Below are 22,647 nucleotides of genomic sequence, written 5' to 3'. Positions count from 1 at the left end.
AAGATGATGGGCTTTTTTTATACAAGAGTCTGCTCTTTATAGTGGTTTGTAAGGCCTACAATCATGGCGCCCATTTTGGGTGTGTCCGGTTCAATCAGATAGCTGACACCATTATGACGGAGTTCATCGGCGGTCACTTGACCTACGGCTACAGGCAGTACGTGGTGATGAAATGGTTCGATCAATTCTTTACCAGCGTATGCGAATAGGTTCTGGACTTGTGTTTTGCTTGTGAATAGTACTGCATCCAGTTTGTGACTCACGATCAATTTTCTCAGGTCTTCCAATACCTCATTGTCTGGGGAAATGTAATGGTAAGGTAAGGATTGATAAAGTTCGATAGGCAGGGCTCGAAGGTTATCAAGCAGCTCCTTTTCATCTTTGTTGTATTGCTGCAGGAAGATTCTATGGCCTTTGATTTCCTCATGTTTCAGTTGCTGAATAAGCTCGTCCATTGTTCCATCATCGGAAAGTAAGTCCGGTTCCAGCCCTTTTTCTTTCAGCCATTTCACGGTTTTGCTTCCGCGAATTGCTAATTTCGTTTGCTGCAGCTTATTAAGATACTGCTGTTGACGGCCAATTCTGATGGAGGCTTCTTCCAGAGCCCGAGCTCCGATGCCAGTCGTTAAAATCACCCATTCGAATGACGAATCGATTAACCGCTGCACATCTACTTCCGCTTCTTTCTCGTGAAGCCACTTTTCTCCCTGGATGGACCTTATAATTGGCGTTCCGTTCTGTTTACGAATAATTTCTTCCATCGCTTCTGAGTTCCGTTCCGCAGCAACTGCAATTTTCTTTCCTGCGAGCGGCTTCACTCCGGTAAATGGAGTGTCAAAAGCCTCATGTACCCGGTCAATCAATGCTTGCTTCATTATTTCATGATCATTCAAATGATGACATAGTGATGCTTGGCCGCCATTTTGATTATAGAACTGGACTTTTTCCTTCATGGACTGAATCAATAATCCGTCGAACCATAAATAAGGGACCACTACTACTGAGGTACTGTTATCCATTTTTTCGATAGCTTCGTTAAACGATGGTTTAGCTGCGGCCAGGTAAGCGATATCCACATCTTCTATTCCAAAGCGCTCCTTCAAACCATCCGCAACAGCTCCGATGTCTCTTTTGGTTGCGGAATCATAGCTGCCTCTGCCCACCAGCAATAGTTTCGTATGGGTGTCGATGGGTTTCTTAACTTCTCTGACCCGCTCTTCTACTGCATCAATGATGCGGTCCTGGACACCTAAGGGTTCACCGTAGGTCAGGGTGAGCTCCGGATATTTTTTTTGGACTTTCTCTAATTCGATAGGTATATCACTAAGGGCATGACCGGCTTTCAGTAGTAAAACCGGTATGACGGCCACAGACGTAGCCCCTTTATTGACGAGTTTGTGAATACCTTCTTCTATATTCGGGGAGATGATTTCCAAGAAACATATTTCTTGCAAGGGGGCTTTGACGCGAGGCTGAATCGATTGTAAAAAGTCCAGAGCCTCCTGTCTCCCTTTATCATACCTTGTTCCGTGACTGACATATAATACTGCCTGCATACCGAATCTCCTTTACTTTAAATAGCTGGTGATACTTCGGGGAGCTGAACCTTTTCAAACCATTGCAGCTGTTCTCTAAGGCGGACCACTTCCCCTATAACGATCATCGATGGATTGGCCACTTCATGTAATTGGTCATGAATTGTCGACAGCGTTCCCGTTATCGTTTTCTGTCCTTGAGTCGTGCCCCAGTGGATGATGGCGACGGGCATATCAGGATCCATTCCATGAGCCTTCAGTTGTTCACAAGTATGTGGGAACTTTTTCACTCCCATATAAATGCATATCGTGCCTTTACTGCGTGACAGACCTGTCCAATATTCAACTGTATCCTGCTTAGGGTTGAAGCCTGAAACAAAAGTAACAGAAGAGCTTAGTTCCCGGTGTGTCAAGGGAATACCAGCGTAAGCAGGTGCAGCTGCACCGGCCGTAATGCCAGGAACAATTTCAAAATCGATGCCATACTCATTCAGGACAGCAGCTTCTTCTCCTCCTCGTCCAAAGATGAATGGGTCCCCGCCTTTTAAGCGGGTCACGATCTTGTTCTGCCTGGCATACTTACACAATAACTCATTGATTTTATCCTGTCGTAACGTATGCTGGTCCGGCTTTTTCCCACAGTATATTAATTGTGTTCCTTTTGAGGCAAACTCAAGCAGTTCTTCATTGACTAATCTGTCGTACAAAATGACATCTGCTTTTTGTATAGCCTTCATTCCTTTTACTGTGATCAAGTCTGGATCCCCGGGACCTGCACCTACTAAATATACCTTTGTCATGGTCGTCTCCCTCCCCTCATTTTTATATCCATCGTTTATCTTTTAATAACTGTATGATGCGATCAGCAGACTCTTCTTCGGATTCCTGGTTCGTATATACTACGATCTCACTATTTGACGGCTCCTCGTACGGAGAATCGATACCTGTAAAGGATGGAATCACTCCATTTCTCACTTTTTTGTATATCCCTTTTGGATCACGATCCTCGCATTCCCCAAGCGGACAGCTTACGAATACTTCGATAAATTCCCCCTCATCTAAACTTTGACGAATTTGATCGCGATCCGATTGGAATGGCGAAATAAATGAGGCAAGAACAATTGTACCGCTGTCGGCAAACAGCTTAGCGACTTCTCCGACACGACGGATATTTTCCTGACGATCGCTGTCATTAAACCCCAAGTCATTGTTTAAACCATGGCGAACGTTATCTCCGTCAAGGACGTAAGATTGAAGACTTTTTTCGTAAAGCTTTTGATTTACAATATTTGCGATGGTCGACTTTCCAGAGCCGGACAGCCCTGTCAGCCAGATCACCCCGCTGGAATGTGCGTTTTTCTTGCGGTAATCCTCTTTTTTAATGGTGGTTTGATGCCATGTTAAATTCGAACTCACGTTTACCGTCTCCTTTACTGACTGACTTTTTGTAACCCTTGAATGAGAATACTCGCGACCTCAGGACGGCTGAACGTTTCTGGAGGATGCTCTCCATTGCGCAGCATCTCACGCACTTTCGTCCCTGATAGGATGACGTGTTGATCACTGTCATGCGGACACGTTTTACTCGAAACCATGGCTTTACAGGTGTGGCAATAGAAGCTGTGTTCAAAAAACAATGGCGTGATGCCGAGTTCATCCTCTGTGAAATTGGAGAAAATTTTCTGAGCATCATACGTTCCGTAATAATCACCCACACCGGCGTGATCTCTGCCTACGATAAAATGAGTGCAGCCGAAATTTTTGCGGACGAGCGCGTGGAATATTGCTTCACGAGGTCCGGCATAGCGCATTGCGGCGTTGAACACACCCAGAAACACGCGGTTTTTCGGGTAATAATTTTCGAGCAGCACGTGATAGCTTCTAAGTCTTACATCACTTGGTACATCATCACTTTTCGTTTCTCCGACTAGGGGATTTAAAAAGAGTCCGTCTACCGTTTCCAGTGCCGTTTTTTGAATATGCTCGTGGGCTCGGTGAACCGGGTTACGCGTTTGAAAGCCAACTACCTTCTTCCATCCCAGCTCAGCAAATTCTTCTCTCGTTTCTTCAGGGTCTAAGTAATACACTTCAGAATGTTTACGAGGTGGTCTTTTCACTAAATGAATAGGCCCCCCTACGTAATAATCAGGACGATCGAACAGTTTTTTGACGCCTGGATGTTCAATCTCAGTCGTCTGGTAAACTTTTTCCGCTTCTGTATCTTTATCAGAAAGATAGATTTCTTCTATTTCTATATAGCCATAGATTTCTCCGTCTTTTGATAGACTTGCCCAGCGGCCCGACTCAAGCTCTTTCGCTTTGACTTCATCAACGGGAAGCGTAATAGGAATACTCCAGGCTGTATCGTCAGACAGCCGCATATTATGTACGACTGACTCGTAGTCTTTTTGCTTTAAAAAGCCGGTAATCGGACTGTACGCTCCATTTGCAATGAGCTCCAGGTCACTTAAAGCGATATCATCCAGCTCAATATCAAAGGATACCTCTGTTTTTGTCCATTTAGATTCCTCAACGATTCGATTAACTAATACTCCTCCGTGCGGCTTGCTTATTGTCATTTTAAAACTCCTCCTTCAGTGTATGGTGTTTACTTTTATTAACAATGGCTCCCCTTCCAAAGTTCGTAAGGATCAAGGTGGCTACTATTCCACTTGCAATGATAACGACTGTATAGAAGTTCGATTGCAGAAGAACTTCTGTCAGACAGAAAGCGATAACCAGCGATATCATCGGAGAGGCTATCCAAACTTTCACGATTTGATGGATGACTTTATTTTCCCAAATGCCTTTCCAATCCTTCACCGCACCTGTACCTACAATGGCTGACGTCGTAACTTGGGTCATAGGAATAGGAATTCCGATGATCGAAGCTCCTAATACAAGTATGCCGGAAGTCCCTGAAATGACGACGCCATCCGAAAGCGATAAGTACGAAATTTTCTTTCCGTTCGTCTCAAGCACCCTGCCTCCCAAAAATACGCTTCCTAACGCCATGAATAATCCACCTGTCAGTAGTCCGGCATTCATGGACAAAACATCAGCGCCGACAAGTGGTCCAATTGCGTTGGCCACATTGTTCATCCCTGCAGCGAAAGCTTCGAGGAACCCAGTGAGCACAAGTAATATAGAAAGGATCTTCGTCATCCTCTTAGATGGAAGAAAACGATACTTGCTTTTGTAATGCTTCAGTAGGATCCCGAATATAAACGTCGTAATAAATGCGGCAGCAGGGATAATGATCCAAAAAGACAGGATCTCCAGTAAATTTCTCAAATAGAGCTGCTGCAGCGAGATGCTGACCCCTACAATTGCACCGACAGTTACTTCACTAGTAGATAGCGGAATACCGATGATATTCGTGAAACAGAGAGTTACGGCAGAAACGAATAGAATGATAGCTGCCGCCTGAATTGTGAGTAAATCGGAGGAAATCAATCCCTTTCCTATAGTCTCAACGACCTCTCCTCCCCATAAAGCCCCAAGCATACAGCCGGCTCCGCTCAGCAGCAGAGCGATTCTTTTCTTCTTCACCACTCCTGTGCCGTATGCAATGCCCATAGTTGCTGCTGACCCACTTGCTCCAACATTGAATGCAAAAAAATGAGCAACAAGCAGACATACAATAATTAACGTCATGTGGCAGACCCATGATCAGACGTGGTGTGCAATCCACACTCCGTCTTTCCGAACCCTTCCCATCTTCCCGAACGACCGTTAGGATCTTCTGATGGAGATGTGCACGGCATGCATCCGATACTCGCATATCCTTTATCATGAAGATCATTATATGGCAGATCATTTTCTTTAATATGATTCCAAACATCTTCCCATGTCCAGTGGATCAGCGGGCAAATTTTAATGGAATGAAACCGCTCATCTTTATTGACAAAATCGGTTTTACTGCGGCTCAGTGACTGCTCCCTGCGCAACCCGGAGACCCAGACTGTTGCTCCTTTCAACGCTTCTTCAAGAGGTTTAATTTTTCTAATATAGCAGCATTTGTCGGGGTTTGAATTCCAAAGCTTATCTCCGTGTTTTTCTGCCTGCTCCCATACCGTCAAATCTGGTTTCTTCATCGTAATATTCAAATCTGGGAACCTTTTTTTCATTCGGTCAATCAAGTCGTACGTTTCTTGAAAATGAACGCCTGTATCCAAAAACACGATGTGGGCATCCTTCTTGACTCTTGAGATCAAGTCGATAAGTACAATTCCTTCCGCCCCAAAGCTGCAAGCATAGACAATGTCATCGTACGTGCTGTAAGCCCACTCTAATATGTTCAAAGCCCCTTTCATCTGGTCGTCAAACTGCTGACCTGAAAAAGGATCGTTTACAAACGAATCATAAGTGATAAAGCTGCTCATCATACAAACCTCCTTTTGTTCTTTCAAAGATCGTTTGAACTTAAAAAACACATGTACTGTAGATTATCCATTAATTAAAAAATCCTCTTCTTATTTAGTCATAAGAAGAGGATGAGGGTACCGGACTCGGTCTCTTCTTATCTATCAAGCGATCAAGCTTGCTGGAAGTAGCACAGTACTTACTAAGTCTGTTGCCGAGGTTTCAAAGGGCCAGTCCCTCCACCTCTCTGGATAAGAATTTAATTTTATGTGATTAAATGGAAATATACAGTATCCTTTTCAAGCTGTCAAAGGGGTTAAATGCCTATCACTATGCGAAAAACTCTTTAAACCCTTTTATTCCTAGTGTTTTAGTCGGTTTTTAAAAAATAAAAAAAATTTTGAGAGGTCAGAAATTTGACCTCTCCTAGTTTATACAATTAGATAAGTTCTTGATACAGCCTTTTGTTTTCTTCGTCAAAACAAACAAAATATACCTCATCTATATGATCATTCTGCCGTAAAAATGCTTTTACCGTTTTAATAGCTGTTTCAGCTGCCCGCTCTTTGGGATAATTATAAATTCCTGTGCTTATATTAGGAAAGGCGATCGTCGTAAATCCTTCATTCACGGCCAGTTGCAATGAATTTTTATAACAAGAAGCCAGCTGCTCCTCTTCCTGCTGGTCTCCCCCATTCCACACAGGACCAACCGTGTGAATGACTTTTTTTGCAGGAAGTTGTCCTGCGGTTGTAATGACCGCTTCACCAGGTTCACATATTCCTATTTTCCGGCATTCTTCCATGATCTCTGGTCCACCTGCTTTATGAATGGCTCCATCCACTCCACCACCTCCCATAAGCTGGCGATTGGCAGCATTGACAATGGCATCTACTTGAAGTTGAGTGATATCTTTCTCTATAATATCGATTAATGAACTCATTTGAAAACCTCCTTCACCTGTCCTCCATTTTTTTATAAATAGGGATACAAATAATAACAAACAACAAAATTAAGCTTGTGGATGCAATTCCGATCCATTTAAAGGTTTCCCATAGGTTCCCGACTGCCGTACTTCCGACAGCGACCCCAATATAGTAGCTGATCAAATAAAAGCCTGAAGCCCCGCTGCGATGGTGGGAGGCTGATTTACTGACTAAAGCTGCAGCCATCGAATGAGCAACAAAAAAACCCATACAAATAAGTCCGAGACCGATCAGAATGAATATTACAGGCTCAACAACTGTTAACCAGACTCCTAAAAGCAACAGACTTAATCCAGCTAACATGACCTTTGGCAATCCGAGATTATTAGAAATTCTCCCGGCCAGCGGCGGGGCAAGAACTCCGAGACCATAGGCCAAATAAGTAAATGATATCCATTTAAGCGACCATTCATAAGGCGCTGACTGCAGGTAAAACGGTAAATAGGTCCATACAGCAGTGAATACAATTTGCAGCAATAACCCCATCAAAAACAATGCAAGCATATTTTTATTCGTTAAATGGATGAGCATTCCTCTTATATCTTCACTTAGAGGAGCGTATTGTTTTTCAAAAAATCGCTCTTTCGGGAGCAATAAAATAAATAGAATTGTAGTGATAATTCCAAATGCTGAAACTGAGAGCAGCATCATCTGCCAATCTAATATATCTGTCAAATAACCTGATACTACACGACCGCCCATTCCTCCTAAAGCGTTGCTCGAAATATACAATGTCATAGCAAGTCCTAAATCTCTTGAAGATACCTCTTCCCCCAAATACCCCATCGCTGCTGCAGGTACTCCCGCCAGAAAGAATCCTTGTAAAAGCCTAAATATCATTAACCATTCAAAAGATGCGGCAAACGGCATCGCTGCCAGCAGCAGAACTGTTCCTGTGAGAGAAAGACGCATCATCAGTATGCGCCCGTAACGATCAGCCAGAAAACCGAGAATAAACAGCCCTATGACCATTGAAAGAACCGAAGCCGACATGAGCACACTTGATTGCGTAGCCGTTACTTTGAATTCATCTACGAATACAGGAAGTAACGGCTGAAAAACATATAACGTAGAAAATACTAGCAAAGAAGCCAGCATCAGAGCGATGGTGACTCGCCAAAATGCCCACTCTTTCGGTGTGTAGGGCTTAGCCGCCTCTTGACTGATCACCATAACGTACACCCTTTATTAATTATTGAATTGTTCAGGGAAAGTGGTTAAATCTATTCCCCATACGAAAGGTAAATAATAGTAAATGGCCAGGGTCACTAATACGATAGCCATAATGTTAAGCAAAAAACCTGCTCTCGCCATATCAGGAATCCGCAGATACCCGGAGCCGAATACAACAGCGTTTGGCGGAGTGGCAACTGGAAGCATAAACGCACAACTTGCCGCTACCCCTGCACCAATCATCAGGCTGTATGGATGAACATTAATAGCTGCTGCTAATGATGCCATAATCGGGAACATCATCGTAGCCGTGGCCGTGTTGGACGTAATTTCTGTCAAAAAGATAACGAGAGCAATGACGATTGCGAGTATTAATATAAAGCTTACTCCTTCCAGGATTGTTAATTGGCTGCCGACCCACTCAGCCAGACCTGATTCCTGGAATCCGGCAGCTATTGCAAGACCTGCACCAAATAACAAGATAATTCCCCAGGGAAGACCTTTCGCCGTATCCCAATCCAAGAGAAATGAGCCTTTGTTATTTTTAGAAGGAATAAGGAAAAGCACAATGGCCGCAATCATCGCTATGATTGTATCATCTAAATTTTCATTAATATAAGGAGCGAGTAAAAAGGAACGAGTAATCCACGCAAAAGCAGTTAAGGAAAAAATAGCCAGTACGACTTTCTCTTCCCAGCTCATTACCCCTAGAGCCTCACGCTCTTCATAGATCACTTGCTTACCTCCTGGAAGCTCCTTCATTTCCATAGGATAAGCTACCTTCACTAAGTAAATCCAGGCAATGGCCATAAAGATAACTGACAACGGCACCCCAAAAGCCATCCACCCCGCAAAGGAAATCTCGATGCCGTACTGATTTTCCACTACACCTCTGAAAATAGTGTTAGGAGGCGTCCCTATCAACGTAGCCAATCCGCCTATAGAAGCGCTGTAGGCAATGCCAAGCATCGTCACTTTGCCAAAATTGAACGAAGAATGATCTACAGAACCATCTCCTTGCTTTTTCAACTGTTCTGAAGCTTGATAAATGACCGCTAAACCAATCGGTACCATCATCATGGCTGTCGCTGTATTAGAGATCCACATCGATAGACCACCAGTAGCGACCATGAACCCCAGCACAATACGTTCTGTGCTCGTCCCTACGTTTGAAATGATAAATAGCGCAATGCGCTTATGTAAATTCCACTTCTGCATGGCGAGCGCAATAAGGAAACCTCCCATAAACAAGAAAATCGTATTATCTCCATAAGAGGAAGCTGTATCGTCACCACCTAAACCACCCGTTAAAGGGAATAAAATCAGCGGGAGCAATGAAGTTGCAGGAATCGGCATGGCTTCTGTAATCCACCAAGTAGCAATCCATAACGTACTAGCTAATATAGCAACCCCGCTTTGAGATAATCCCTCTGCCTCAAAAAACAATAATGTAAGCGCAAACAAAAGAGGACCTAAAAAAAGACCGACTTTCTGTCTGTTGTCAAAAGATGGACCATCACCATTTGGCTTCTCTTCCGTCTTTTTATCATCAGAGTGTTCATCGGACATATCATCAGAATGACCGGTTACTGTAAATTTCATCAAATCCTTCGCCTGGTCATGCATGTCCCAAAGTCGAGCCCAATAACTTTTTAATAATGACAAATAATGCATATTTCTCCTCCCATCGAGTTTGTAAAGTCATATATGTAAGAATATTCAAATATATTATCAAATTTTAGCACACATAAATATTGGAATATATAGGACGATAGGGTGCAATTCTTGAACACAATCCCTGCATAGGCAAAGGGATTGCATTCAAGCGGGATCTGTTTCGAAAGGATTTGCTTTATTGTTGACCTTAAAATTTTCAGGCGCTGTCGAGCGGTACCAGTGAAGACAAAGGATGAACACAATGATCAAGTCTACCCCGTCACCCCCGTAGTACATTAGCATGCCTCCACTCTCAGCTTGACCGACCGGGACACCTGCCGGCGGATTTCCAAAAATATATTTTGATAAAATTCCATGTCCCGCAAGAGCAGCAATCAAAGTAACGGCTCTATACAAATAACTGTTTCTATGAGGAGTTGGGTCGATATAAATCATGGCAACAGTAAACAGATACCCGGCGATGAAAACATGAGCATGAATGAACACATGTAAATAACTGTTTTCATGCATCGTCTGATACAAAGGTGTCGTATAAAGAATCCATAAACCCCCGACGTTAAGTAAAGAAGCAGCGATAGGATCTGTTAATACCCGTGACGGCCATGATTTCAGCAATCGCGACAGCCGCTTTGCCTGCCCTTGAGGAAGTGCACGTAAAAACAGAGTCATTGGGGCAGCTAATGCCATTAGGAGAGGAGCGAGCATTCCTAACAGTAAATGCCCAAGCATGTGCATCGTAAAATCCATATGAGCCAATTGAGCAAGAGGACCAACAACTGCAGCAAGAGCACAAACGATCCCCAGTACCCATAAAACTATCCGGTAAAAGGGCCACGGCCTTTGAAGCTGCCTTGAGAAAAATACTGCTGCGCCATATATTATGAGAGCGAAAATAAAAGGCAGAGCTAAAATAATTTGCGCCCATTCCGAAAGCTCGGCACCTGTGGTGTGACCATGAATGTGAGAAGTACTAATCACGCTGCTCACCCTTATGTTTCTTCATTTTTTTCTTCGTCCGTACTAGAAGAAACGCGCCTGCAAGGATCATGACAACGGCTGTAATATTCCAAACGAGATCATATATAATCAGATTATCCACATAGCGAATCTGATGAATGCGCATGACCTTATGCTGGATTGTTCCATCGTATAATTGAAAAGCCCCCGCCCCAAGTAAAACACCGCTCCACCACCTGGTCAGCCATAATGCGTTCCTTCTCCTCAAATCTGCAAACAGAAATAAACTCCCAATAGTGGCAAACCAGCTGAACGCATGAAATAAACCATCAGATACCAGCCCGGCATCCGTGGTCGACTTATCATAAAAATGATGCCAGTGTAATAGTTGATGAAAAAGAGTTTCATCTAAGAAAGCTGCTAAACCGACACCGAATAGAACACCTGACCACAAATTACGTGTGGAATAAGAAATTTGATTGGAGTGAATAGAATTTTGATAAGTATTTGCCGTCATAGGAACCTCCTCAGATCGTTAAATAACGTACAAATAAAATTCCCCCAATATCTTCCTGTAAACTTCTATTTCCAATAATTCTCTTAAAAATTCTAAACCTCAAGATTTAATCAGTACATAATTTTCGACAATTCCAGATTTCTGGCATTATTTCATTTAAAATAGGGAAAGGGTTCAGGAAGGTCACTAATTGAATAGCTTTGAAACGGAGTATGATTCACAGCTGGCCGATACTTAAGTTTGAACGTCTGTAGATCTAAGACATAATTTTTATTGTTAAAAGGAGGCAATGTGATGGACAAATCAAAAAAGAAGTGGAAATTTATGAACAGGGTATTTTTAATCTCTTTTTCTATCATCTTCTTATTCGCTTTATGGGGTGGTCTGGCACCTGAGACCCTCGCTTCGCAGGCTGAAGGAATTTATGGATTTATCGCAAACACCTTTGGCTGGTTTTATTTAGTCTTTGTGCTATTTTTAATCATCTTTAATTTTTATTTAGCATTTAGTAAATACGGTAAAATTCGCTTAGGCGGGGATGACGTCCGTCCGAAATATCCGCTTTTCACATGGATCGCCATGTTGTTCAGCTGTGGATTCGGTGTAAGTATCGTATTCTGGGGTGTTGCTGAACCGATGACCCATTTCGGCTCCCCTCCTCCATTTGATGCCAGCATTGAAGCTGAAACGCCTGCCGCTGCGCGTGAAGCCATGTGGAACGCATTTTTCAACAACGGGATCCACCAATGGGCTTCCTTTACTTTCGTTGGATTGGCTCTTTCATACTTTATCTACCGTCAGGATGAGCGAAGCTTGATCAGTGATACGATGAATTCCGTCATCGGAAGCACAGGAAAAAAGCCACTGCGTAATACGATCGATATCATTGCTATCATAGCGACAGTTATGGGTGTAGCAACGACTTTAGGGTTAAGTGTATTACAAATAAACAGCGGACTTGGAAGTGTATTCAACGCACCAGGCGGAGCAGTCACTCAAATATCTATCGTTGCCGTCATGTTCATCTTCTTCATGCTTTCCACCCTTTCTGGACTTGACCGCGGTATTAAATACTTAAGTAATACCAACCTTGGGATTGCACTTGTCCTTATGGTTGTCGTCTTATTCATTGGACCGACAGGATTCATATTGGAAACTCTTACGATGGGTGTAGGAGATTATCTGCAGAACTTTTTCCAAGCCAGCCTAAGACTCGATTCTTATACAGATAGTACATGGGTACAGGATTGGCCTGTTTATTACTGGGCATGGACCATTGCATGGGCTCCATTCGTCGGAATGTTCGTAGCCCGCATATCCAAAGGACGTACTGTAAGAGAATTCGTACTTGGTGTCATGGTGGCCCCGCCTGCTATCGGAATTATCTGGATCGGTATATTCGGTGGAACGGCCATCCATCTCGATCTATTCCAGGGAACCGATATCGCAGCCGCAGTGGCAGAAAACGAAGCGACTGCCTTGTTCAGCATGTTGGAAAATCTTCCATTAGGAACGATATTATCTGTACTTTCCATCTGTCTGTTGTTCACTTTCCTTGTGACCTCTGCTGACTCCGCAACATTTGTACTAGGAATGATGAGTTCAAATGGCGATAATAACCCTTCTGTTGTGGTAAAAATAGTTTGGGGTACACTGATTGCTTCACTAGCTACCGTATTAATTATCAGTGCCGGCTTAGAAGGACTGCAGACTGCATCGCTGATTGGAGCACTGCCGTTTTCGATCGTCTTGTTCATCTCATGCGTCTCCCTGTTGAAATCAGTCAGGGAAGATTACAGAGAAGCTCGACTTGAAGAAGAGCGAAAAAGACACCGTCGCATCCAGCAGCAAATTGAAGATTATAATTCAGATGAGTAATAGAGAAATGCTTTTCTGTTCTTCTCGCTTTAAAGCAGACATTTTCAAAAGATAACGAAGCACGGGGCTGCCCATAAAAGTCTATGAAACAGACTTTTATGGGCAGCCCTTTTTTCTATACCATTCTCTGTTAAGCCTCAATCTTTCACATACGATCCCTTATTTTGAAAACTCCGTTTCGAGACTTTGATATGAGGAGACGGTGGCTTTACAAAACAGATCGCTTTTGAGTGGGCATGTGGTGAGCTTCCTCAGGCTTCGACCAATCATGTACATCCCACCTCTTACACCATAATAGGTATTAATATAAACAATTGCATAAACCATAAGGGGCTATATCCAGCTCCAGCGCTTAGCGGCTACTGAGACTTCCTTCACTTCTGTACGATAAGTCAACATCGAATCACTCTGTTCTTCGTGTTTCCTTTATCTCCTCCAGCTCAGTCCAGTCCATACGCCGCGGAACGAAGCGCTTCCGCTTTCAAAGCTAGGAGTCTCACCGTTTTCTAAAGCCACCATACAATTGGAAGGGAAAAATACTATAAACGCGGAACTGGAGTATGAAATATATTTAAAAAGGTTCTTATTCAAGTGATTTCGAGAAGCAGATATATAGTAAGGGGCAGCGGGGAATGGGGAGACTCCTGTGGGAAGAGAGTGTTAGGTGAGATCCCGCAGGACGGGACGTCCGAGGAAGCTCACCGCGCTCCCACGGAAAGCGAGCCATTCCCCGCCGCCCTCATCCACTCACCAAACGACTCGAAATCCAGTCTTCCGGATAACTGCCATTTTATAGTTCGTCCTCTAAAAAAACACACCTGCGATTTCATGTTACGAATATATAGAATTGTTATTTTAATCTCTGCATGATTACAAGATTCGTATGATAAAATAGAAGAATCTTTTACTAGATGATCACAAAAAGCTTAGGAGTGGACGATTGATGGACAAAAAAGACATAGCCGGCATCCGCCGACAGCTTAAAGTGGATAATGACTTACTGAAGATCACTGACATCTTTAACGTATATATCATGAAAGAAACGACCGACATTTACCATCACCAGAGTCAGCCATTTGAAATGCTGGACAAAGATCAGCAGGAGCTGTTCATGGCAAACTTCAAAAAAGTACTGACCGGACAGCTTGATGAAAAATTATTCGAGCTGAAATTCAAGCGTGAAGCAGAAGATCACAGTCAGCTCATCCTGCATAAAGGATTACTGAGCAGTGGAGTTGAAGAATGGAAAGAACAAATGCTGCAGATGACAGAAAAAATGATTAATGACCACCCTTATGAAAAAGATGTGGTCATCACTTTTATTCGCGCTGAATACTTAATGAAGACGAAACGAAGTAGTGAAGGATCCGACGAAAGTGAAAGAGATTCCGTTTACGCGAATCCCTTTATCCTTTGCAGTATCAACAAAACAGAGGAACCTAAGAAAGAGATCCAGTTCGACTATATCGAGAAAGAATTCAAGTATAAGATAGAGGTGGACCCGGTCATTGACCTGAAAAATCCAATGTCCGGGTTCCTCTTCCCTTCCATTACGGAGGGGGCTTCCGATGTGAACCACGTACTCTATTCCTCAGGCAAAGCCAATGAGCCGGACTATCGCTTTATCGAGGACGTACTAAATGGAGAAGAATTCATGACGGCTCAGGAAGACAAAGCAGTGTTTGAGGAAGTCATCAAGGATGTAGTGGGAAATCAACTCAACCCTTCCACCCTGTCCAGCGTTTACGGAGAAATCAATAGAGTCGTGGAAGAAAACGAAGACGACGAACCACCAAAGCTAGATTACAAAGACGTGGAACGCGTGCTGACCCAGAGTGGCGAACAAGTCGATTCTGAAAAGATTAAAACCGCTTTTAAAAGATTTACCGATGACGAAGGCTATGAGCTGAAAGCAAGCAGCATCGTGCCTAAATACAAATCAAAATCTATTAAAATCAACACCAAAATCGCCAACATCTCGATCAGCCCTCAGGACCTGGAGTATGTGAGGCAGGTCAATTATAAAGGGAAACGATGTATTATGATTGAAGTGGAAGAAGATGCGGAGATTGATGGATTTAAGATGCTTCCTGAAGCATTTGGTGAATGACAAAATAAACATAAGCTTTCGTTTTATGAAAACAGATAGAGGGGTTTTTCTCTATCTGTTTTTCTTATATAGGCGGCCTTTAGATTATTGATAGAAATGCCAGAAGTAAGCCCAACATTTTTTTATAAAAAACACCTTAAATTCAAGTGTATGCTGTACATTTCCCGAAGATCTCCTATGCCCCTTTCAGTGCGATAATATCTCTCAACTATTCTTTAAAAACACTAAAATCTACTTTATATTCAGTAAATTTGTTAAAATAGAAAATAAGAGGATTTTAACCCCCACAGTCAGCTTTTTACCCATTCTGCGCCACCCCTGTCATTACAAATTCTTTGCTGCCCAATTGAAAATTATTTTCGATAATCTATGTATCTCGCTTTCAATTTTGATTCTAATTTATTATAATTATAATCTAAGAGTGATTTTAATTGTTTAATTCTAACATAAAGAAAGGGAGTATAACTTATGGACAAGAACGAAATGCATGAAAGTCAAGCTGGTAAGTGCCCTGTATCACACGGTAAAACGGAGGAAGAAAGTGCCGTAACGACCTCAAAAGTTGGTACAACGAATAAAGACTGGTGGCCGAACCAGCTGAATCTCCACATCCTGCATCAGCATGATAAGAAAACGAATCCAATGGGTGAAGACTTTGATTATGCTGAAGAATTTAAAAAGCTGGACTATTACGAACTGAAACAGGACCTTCATCAGTTAATGACAACTAGCCAGGACTGGTGGCCTGCTGACTTTGGACACTATGGTCCACTTTTCATCCGTATGTCATGGCATGCAGCCGGTACGTATCGTACTGGTGACGGACGCGGCGGCGGTGCCACTGGTACACAACGCTTCGCACCTCTAAACAGCTGGCCGGATAACGCGAACCTTGATAAAGCCCGCCGTCTGCTTTGGCCGATCAAACAAAAGTATGGTAACAAAATCTCCTGGGCTGACTTACTCGTTCTGACTGGTAATGTTGCTCTTGAGGACATGGGCTTGAAGACATTTGGATTTGCTGGCGGACGTGAAGACGTTTGGCATCCTGAAGAAGATGTCTACTGGGGTACTGAGAAAGAATGGCTGGAGGACAACCGTTACTCAGGCAACCGCGAGCTTGAAAGTCCACTTGCTGCAGTACAGATGGGGCTCATCTATGTGAACCCTGAAGGACCAAACGGAAACCCGGATCCACTAGCAAGTGCTGTAGACATTCGTGAAACTTTTGGCCGAATGGGAATGAACGATGAAGAGACTGTGGCTTTGATTGCCGGCGGTCACACATTCGGTAAAGCTCACGGAGCTGGCGACCCTGAAAAAGTTGAAGCGGCACCAGAAGCCGCTGATATTGAAGAACAAGGCTTAGGATGGCACAGCACTCACGGAAGTGGTAAAGGCCGCGATACCATCACCAGTGGTGTTGATGGTGCATGGACCGCTAACCCGACAGTTTGGGATAACGGATTCTATGATCTATTATTTGGTTACGAATGGGAGCTTACAAAGAGCGCTGCAGGAGCCAATCAATGGGCACCTGTAAATCCTAAAAAAGAAGATATGGCACCAGATGCTGAAGATCCATCTGTACTCGTTCCTACGTTTATGACAACAGCCGATATGGCGTTACGCATGGATCCTGATTACGAAAAAATTTCACGCCGTTACCATGAAAATCCGGCTGAATTCGCAGATGCCTTCGCACGTGCATGGTTCAAGCTGCTTCACCGTGACATGGGGCCAAAATCAAGATACCTAGGACCTGAAGTTCCAAAAGAAGATTTGATTTGGCAGGATCCGATTCCGGCAGTCGATTATGAATTGTCAGACGCTGAAATAACTGAGCTGAAAGCGAAAATCCTTAATACTGGATTGACGATCAGCGAGCTTACTTCAACAGCATGGGCTTCCGCAAGTACGTACCGCGGATCCGATATGCGCGGTGGCGCGAATGGCGGCCGTATCCGTCTAGCCCCTCAGAAGAATTGGGAAGTAAACGAGCCTGAGAAACTGGAAAAAGTACTTTCCGTTTATGAAGACGTGCAAAGCAAGCTTGATAAAAAAGTCAGCATTGCTGATTTAATCGTTCTAGGAGGCAGTGCAGCCGTAGAAAAAGCTGCAAAAGATGCGGGCGTTAACATCACTGTTCCGTTCGCACCAGGACGCGGCGATGCAACCCAGGAACAAACGGATGTCGAAAGCTTTGAAGTATTAGAGCCGATGGCCGATGGCTTCCGAAACTACGAGAAGAAAGCCTACACACTGAGCCCAGAAGAATTATTAATTGACAAAGCTCAGCTTCTTGGCCTTTCCGCACCGGAAATGACTGCATTAATCGGCGGTATGCGAGTGCTTGGTACAAACTATAAAGGAACAGACCACGGCGTTTTCACAAACCGTGTCGGCACACTTACGAATGACTTCTTCGTGAATCTGCTTGATATGGGTATTGAATGGAAACCGTCAGACTACAACCTTTACGAAGGACGCGACCGTCAAACTGGCGAACTCGTCCGCACAGCTACACGTGTAGACCTCGTATTCGGTTCAAATTCTGTCCTGCGTGCCCTTGCAGAAGTATATGCACAGGATGACAATCACGAAAAATTCGTGCGTGACTTCGCAGCTGCATGGGTGAAGGTCATGAACGCTGACCGCTTCGACCTTACAACGAAGAGCGATTCTATGATGTATCATAATGCATAATTAAAAAGCACCTTACCTGGATGCCTGGAGCGGAATCTTTCGCTTCATGGTCATTCGGTAAGGTGCTTTTTTAGGTTTTACGACGAGGGTATATAAGTGGAGCGAGAAAAAAGGCAGCATCCTCTAAGAGTTAGCTGCCTTCTTTTTTAATAAATAGAGTCCCACACTCCGCATCACTAACGTATTTGCTTTTGTTATCGTTTGCTTTTTCCTTTATCAGGCCTTTCACATGGATCGTTTCCGTTTCCTTTCGCATCACATTTCACAACTACAGTCGTTAGTGGATCTATTGTAATTTCGTTCGCATTTTTACTAAATCCAGTCGGTTCACTTACTTTGTCTACTCCTGCTTCATCGTCATCTACAATCACTTTGCCAGGAGCTAAATTGTAATCTTCCATCGTAAACGTGCGCTCTTCTTCATCCGCATTTACGAACACAAAATATTTACCTGTATCATCTGTAGATTCGGCTTTATAAGCAAGAGCCAAATCATTTTCCTCAATCTCAGGAACCTCAAGCTTTGTCACATTCTCATCCACCTCGTCCATCGTACCTAACCGGAAGGCGTCTGTAGATCGGCGCAGCTCAATTAAACCAGTTGTATATTCACGAGTTAAATTATGGATTGGGTATTCATCAGAATTCGTTGCTTTTTCCCAATCAATCATATTAATAGCATCCGTCGAATCATAAGAATCATGGATGAAATAAGGATAGTTGAAAGGTTCACCCTCTTCGTCTTCCATGTATGTTGATTTGTAAGGCGCTTCATCTGTTTCTGCTCTAAATTGCTTCGTACGGCCAAATTCCTGGCCTGCATGAAGGAAGGCTGTACCTTGAGACATTAACACCATAGAGTTGCCAAGACGAATTCGTTCGTGGATTTCTTCTTCATGCTCGTCAGGGTCCTTTTTAATGGATTGGGCAATCACGTCATGAAGGGTCAAATTATCGTGAGCTGCGATATAAGGAACCACATCTCCAGGATCTGATGCTTCAAAGTTGTGAGGTTTTGCGGTGACGTTATCAAAAATCTGCTGCACGTTCCGTGGACCTCCAGTTAAGAAGCGCGCTTCGCCTTCACTTCCAAATCCAGACTTCAACTCATTACGAAAATCATCAGAGAAAACACCGACACTCTCGGTATCCTTCATCCAGTCCTGGTCAGCCGCCTGCACATTACCGCCATTTTCATCGCCAGCGTAAGTTCTCCAGCCTTCCCCGATCATTAAAATGTTCGGGTTCAATTCTTTTGCTTCATCATAAGCTGTTTGAATGCTTTCTGCATCGTGATCGCCCATCATATCAAATCGGAATCCGTCTACTTTAAATTCATCCACCCAATATTTAATGGAATCTACTAAAACTTTGCGAGACATCTCATGGGTCGTACCTAAGCGGCCGCCGCCAAAGCTTGTTCGTGGTGTGCCGTCTGCATCCATAAAGTGATAGTAGTTAGGAACTAAGTCTTCAAAAATACCAACATCAGCCGTATGGTTGTAGACTACGTCTAATACTACACCCATATCACGCTTGTGAATTTCATCAATTAAATGCTTAAGCTCTTGAATTCTAAGTTCCGCATCATCCGGATCCTCAGAATACATCCCTGTAGGGGAGAAATAGCTCTGAGGATCATAACCCCAGTTATAATTGTTGTCATCAGAATCGTAGTTCAGCATACGCTCTGCGCTAGCCCCTTCATCACCAAAGAAATAACTCATCACGGGAAGCAGTTGAATATGAGTAACTCCTAAATCTTCAATGTAATCAAGCTTATCAATAAAAGCTTCAAACGTTCCAAATTGCGAATCCAGTTCATCTTCAATGCTCGGATCAGAAGTAAAATCACGTACATGAACTTCATAAATAATAGCATCCTCGCGTTTTTCATACCCATCAATTTCAGCATAATCTAATGTTGGCCCAATGGAGGATGGATCGACAATCGCTGCTTTTCCAATAGAGTCATCGCCTTCATTATTCCATTTGGCCATGGATTTAGCGTAAGGGTCTAACCCTGTTTTCGTTTCGCCTTCACGTTCAATTTCTAAGTGATAATAATATCCCGTTAAGTCATCGACCCCGGTATTGCTCTGATCAAGCGTCACGTTCCATACACCGCGATCTTCCAGGTTCATGGCAACCTTCTCTACGACTTCATCTTGATTATCCTTGTTATAAAGTTTTACAGAGACGCGGTCAGCTCCAGGTGACCAAAATTTAAGGTTGGCACTGCCGTCTTCTTGAAGATCCATACCCAGGTCTCCATCATAGCCATATGTATCATCGATGTAGCGCCAGCTGACATTGGCTGTCGTCGATTTTTCGTTAAATGTAATTTTGTAAGGAGCGGCTTCCACATCAAACGTACCGCTGATTTCTACTTTTCCATCTTCCTGGATCGTCACTTTTTCAAATGCAACTTCCTCGCGATTCTGATCCTGGATGGTTAACCCTTCATGAAGTGCTTCCTTTGTTAATCCCTCTGTCGAAGAGAAAAGTACTTCTATGGTATTCTCGTTTATGAGTTCCGCTGAATTAAGACCGATTTCAGGTAAATATTCAGGGTTTGTATAGACCGTGTCATCTCCTTCACGAATATAAAGATCATCATACTCATCGACGCTGCCAGCGATTTTATCATTGCCGTCCTTGTTTTCGTTTTCTGTATTCACGACTACAAATCCAATATCTTCAGCATCCTCCGCTAGTTCTACGTCTATATAAGCTCCACTCTCCCCCATCTGCTCATCTGAAAAATTAGTGGCTCCACTGGGCCATGCACCCACTTGGTCAGAAGGCATAGCAACATCCTCAAACAGCCAAAGCCCCCAATCGTTGTAACTTTGATCCGACCGATCATAATGGATTCGTACTGTATCTTCTCCTTCTTCTGCTTTTAAATCTCCAGAAACAAAAGGAATGAAACTTAAACTGACGGCTGCTGCAATAGCTGAAATGTACTTAGATTTTCTTTTCACGTAATCATCCTTTATTAGTTTTTTATGAAACCGCTTGCATTAATTATATAATTATCGCTCGTAAAAAAACAACTCTATACCCATAATATTGAAAAAATAGATATATAGTTGTGCAACTATGTCTTAAGAAATTGTGCACTCGCTTGCATATAAGGTGTGCCAGGAAGATTAATAGGATTAAACTTCCTTTCACATATTCTTGATGTATTCAAGCTTTAAGGTTTGCATCTCATTCCTCCTAATTGCTGTTTTAGCCACTGTATAACCACATAATTCATTGCTTTTTTAGAAATGAGATTAACTTTAATTTCTTTTTTTAGAAATACTTGTTTTTTCTATTTTAGAAACGTGTTATTATTTTGTTGCAGGTTTAGAAAAGGGTGATTATATGTCCATACAGGACAGAGTTATTCAATGCAGAGAGAGAAAAGGTTGGAGTCAAAGGGAATTGGCCAATCGAGTAAGTATTAATTACAGTGTTTTGAATAGAATTGAGTTAGCCACTAGACCGATTAAAGACCAGGAATTAAACAATTTAGCAAACGTGCTAGATGTATCTGCGGATTACTTGCTAGGACGATCAGACACCCCTAATCTATCCGAGGAACAAAAATTCGAAGTATTTAAGAACAACCCTGAATTAGAACGATGGTATTATGAACTTCCTAGAAGTGACGAAGAAGATCTGGAGCAACTTAGGGAAATGTGGGAAATCATTAAGAGAAGAAAGAAATAAGAATATCATTTTTTTAAATTTTGTTTATCATCAATTTATGATAAAAATATATATTAATTACGGGGGTACATATTATGAAAGGTTTATTAAAAATCGCACTATTTTCAATGCTAATTTTTATCTTAGCAGCATGTGGGTCTGACGATGCTGGGCCTGACGGGGAATCTGAAAGCGAAGGTTCTAACACTGAAACAGAGGAAACAGAAGACGAGGGTTCTAATGAAGATACCGAGGCATCTGAGGGAGAAGAAGAAACTGGAGAGGAAATGTCTGCTGAAGAAAACGAATCAACGGATGCTTCAGTCGGAGATACAGTTTCTAGTGATGCCGGTGAAATGACATTAGTAAGTAGAACTGATGATGTAGGTACATTCGAAAGTGGTCCGATAACAATGGATATTACAAAAGTGAATGGTGTATCAGGGGAATTAAGTCAAGAAATGCAAGATTATATGGAAATGGAGCAGGTAGAATATATTCAGGTAGATATGGAAGTGAGTAATTCGTCTGAAGAAGATATAATTTTCTATGCTTCTCAAGCTACAATGATTACTGATACTGGAGAACAATTAGAATCAGATATGATGCTAAGCGACCACATTGACGGTGAATTTTTGGGTGAAGTTAATAAACAAGGTTCTTCTTTTTACATCCTAGAAAACTCAAAAGCGGAAGACGTCAACTCCGTGACTCTAAGATATGATCCTGCTAGTAATAGTGATTATGAGGATTTAGGTGAAGAACTAGAAATCGAAGTTGAGTTAGAAAGATAAATGAAGACAATATATATTACTCTACTTATACTAGGTGTGTTAGGTATAATGATAAGCATGATGATGTATGGGGACATCGCAATTGCTGGTTTAATTGGATCGCTAACTGCGATGTTATCCGGTGTAGGATTTATAATAATTGAAAAGAGATTAAAGAAAGCCTTACAATAAAGGCTTTTCTTTTTAAAACTAAACCAAACATATGTTCTGCATCAGGAGGGACATGTATAATACCACGCTACGAAAC

The 22,647-nt window shown here is 42.7% G+C and carries 18 protein-coding genes and 1 riboswitch; of the genes, 6 read left to right on the top strand and 12 right to left on the bottom strand.

The window, feature by feature from the left end; translation table 11 throughout:
- Positions 1 to 17: 17 nt before the first annotated feature.
- From O2Q26_RS06185 to O2Q26_RS06135, 11 genes are all read right to left on the bottom strand, one after another.
- Positions 18 to 1,556 carry a uroporphyrinogen-III synthase gene (locus O2Q26_RS06185; protein WP_289215059.1) on the bottom strand — a complete coding sequence of 513 codons (1,539 nt, stop codon included), beginning with the start codon at positions 1,554 to 1,556 and terminating at the stop codon, positions 18 to 20.
- Positions 1,557 to 1,573: 17 nt separating this feature from the next.
- On the bottom strand, positions 1,574 to 2,335 hold the full coding sequence (gene cobA, locus O2Q26_RS06180) for a uroporphyrinogen-III C-methyltransferase (protein ID WP_289215058.1): 762 nt from the start codon (positions 2,333 to 2,335) through the stop codon (positions 1,574 to 1,576).
- Between the two features lie 22 nt (positions 2,336 to 2,357).
- Positions 2,358 to 2,951: an adenylyl-sulfate kinase gene (gene cysC, locus O2Q26_RS06175; protein WP_289215057.1), complete on the bottom strand. Its 594-nt coding sequence runs from the start codon at positions 2,949 to 2,951 to the stop codon at positions 2,358 to 2,360.
- Between the two features lie 14 nt (positions 2,952 to 2,965).
- Positions 2,966 to 4,114 (bottom strand): sulfate adenylyltransferase, encoded by a 1,149-nt coding sequence (sat, locus tag O2Q26_RS06170; protein ID WP_289215056.1) that lies wholly within the window; start codon positions 4,112 to 4,114, stop codon positions 2,966 to 2,968.
- A 1-nt stretch (position 4,115) separates the two neighbouring features.
- Positions 4,116 to 5,192 (bottom strand): sulfate permease, encoded by a 1,077-nt coding sequence (cysP, locus tag O2Q26_RS06165; RefSeq protein ID WP_289215055.1) that lies wholly within the window; start codon positions 5,190 to 5,192, stop codon positions 4,116 to 4,118.
- Positions 5,189 to 5,923 carry a phosphoadenylyl-sulfate reductase gene (locus O2Q26_RS06160; protein WP_289215054.1) on the bottom strand — a complete coding sequence of 245 codons (735 nt, stop codon included), beginning with the start codon at positions 5,921 to 5,923 and terminating at the stop codon, positions 5,189 to 5,191. Before O2Q26_RS06160 ends, cysP begins: the two co-directional genes overlap by 4 nt.
- Positions 5,924 to 6,054: 131 nt before the next feature.
- Positions 6,055 to 6,158, bottom strand: a riboswitch (SAM riboswitch).
- Between the two features lie 181 nt (positions 6,159 to 6,339).
- Complete coding sequence (locus tag O2Q26_RS06155) at positions 6,340 to 6,843, bottom strand: O-acetyl-ADP-ribose deacetylase (RefSeq protein WP_289215053.1); 504 nt, start codon at positions 6,841 to 6,843, stop codon at positions 6,340 to 6,342.
- 13 nt (positions 6,844 to 6,856) lie between these two features.
- Complete coding sequence (locus O2Q26_RS06150; protein WP_289215052.1) at positions 6,857 to 8,059, bottom strand: MFS transporter; 1,203 nt, start codon at positions 8,057 to 8,059, stop codon at positions 6,857 to 6,859.
- Between the two features lie 15 nt (positions 8,060 to 8,074).
- Complete coding sequence (locus tag O2Q26_RS06145) at positions 8,075 to 9,733, bottom strand: SLC13 family permease (protein ID WP_289215051.1); 1,659 nt, start codon at positions 9,731 to 9,733, stop codon at positions 8,075 to 8,077.
- Between the two features lie 147 nt (positions 9,734 to 9,880).
- Entirely contained in the window at positions 9,881 to 10,711 is an 831-nt protein-coding gene (locus O2Q26_RS06140; protein ID WP_289215319.1) for a cytochrome c oxidase assembly protein, read from the bottom strand.
- Positions 10,707 to 11,210: a DUF2243 domain-containing protein gene (locus O2Q26_RS06135; RefSeq protein WP_289215050.1), complete on the bottom strand. Its 504-nt coding sequence runs from the start codon at positions 11,208 to 11,210 to the stop codon at positions 10,707 to 10,709. Before O2Q26_RS06135 ends, O2Q26_RS06140 begins: the two co-directional genes overlap by 5 nt.
- A gap of 294 nt (positions 11,211 to 11,504) precedes the next feature.
- Here O2Q26_RS06135 and O2Q26_RS06130 point away from each other — a divergent pair, with 294 nt between their 5' ends.
- The 3 genes from O2Q26_RS06130 (at position 11,505) to katG (ending at position 17,904) form a co-directional block, all read left to right on the top strand.
- Positions 11,505 to 13,088, top strand: a complete 1,584-nt coding sequence (locus tag O2Q26_RS06130) for a BCCT family transporter (RefSeq protein ID WP_289215049.1) — start codon at positions 11,505 to 11,507, stop codon at positions 13,086 to 13,088.
- A gap of 943 nt (positions 13,089 to 14,031) precedes the next feature.
- Positions 14,032 to 15,198 (top strand): DUF4317 domain-containing protein, encoded by a 1,167-nt coding sequence (locus O2Q26_RS06125; protein ID WP_289215048.1) that lies wholly within the window; start codon positions 14,032 to 14,034, stop codon positions 15,196 to 15,198.
- A 468-nt stretch (positions 15,199 to 15,666) separates the two neighbouring features.
- Positions 15,667 to 17,904, top strand: a complete 2,238-nt coding sequence (gene katG, locus O2Q26_RS06120) for a catalase/peroxidase HPI (protein ID WP_289215047.1) — start codon at positions 15,667 to 15,669, stop codon at positions 17,902 to 17,904.
- A 194-nt stretch (positions 17,905 to 18,098) separates the two neighbouring features.
- Here the strand turns inward: katG and O2Q26_RS06115 are convergent, their stop codons facing one another.
- Positions 18,099 to 20,891, bottom strand: coding sequence for a pullulanase (locus tag O2Q26_RS06115; protein WP_289215046.1), 2,793 nt, complete (start codon positions 20,889 to 20,891; stop codon positions 18,099 to 18,101).
- A gap of 388 nt (positions 20,892 to 21,279) precedes the next feature.
- On the opposite strand from O2Q26_RS06115, the gene O2Q26_RS06110 reads away from it, so the two are divergent.
- The 3 genes from O2Q26_RS06110 (at position 21,280) to O2Q26_RS06100 (ending at position 22,571) form a co-directional block, all read left to right on the top strand.
- On the top strand, positions 21,280 to 21,627 hold the full coding sequence (locus O2Q26_RS06110; protein ID WP_289215045.1) for a helix-turn-helix domain-containing protein: 348 nt from the start codon (positions 21,280 to 21,282) through the stop codon (positions 21,625 to 21,627).
- Positions 21,628 to 21,701: 74 nt separating this feature from the next.
- Complete coding sequence (locus O2Q26_RS06105; RefSeq protein WP_289215044.1) at positions 21,702 to 22,400, top strand: hypothetical protein; 699 nt, start codon at positions 21,702 to 21,704, stop codon at positions 22,398 to 22,400.
- 48 nt (positions 22,401 to 22,448) lie between these two features.
- Complete coding sequence (locus O2Q26_RS06100) at positions 22,449 to 22,571, top strand: hypothetical protein (RefSeq protein WP_289215043.1); 123 nt, start codon at positions 22,449 to 22,451, stop codon at positions 22,569 to 22,571.
- The last annotated feature ends 76 nt before the right edge of the window (positions 22,572 to 22,647 follow it).

Source organism: Halobacillus campisalis (genome assembly GCF_030345335.1).
GTDB lineage: Bacteria > Bacillota > Bacilli > Bacillales > Halobacillaceae > Halobacillus_A > Halobacillus_A campisalis.
The sequence above is the reverse complement of the archived record's forward strand: the minus strand, read 5'-3'. Positions and strand labels throughout refer to the sequence as shown.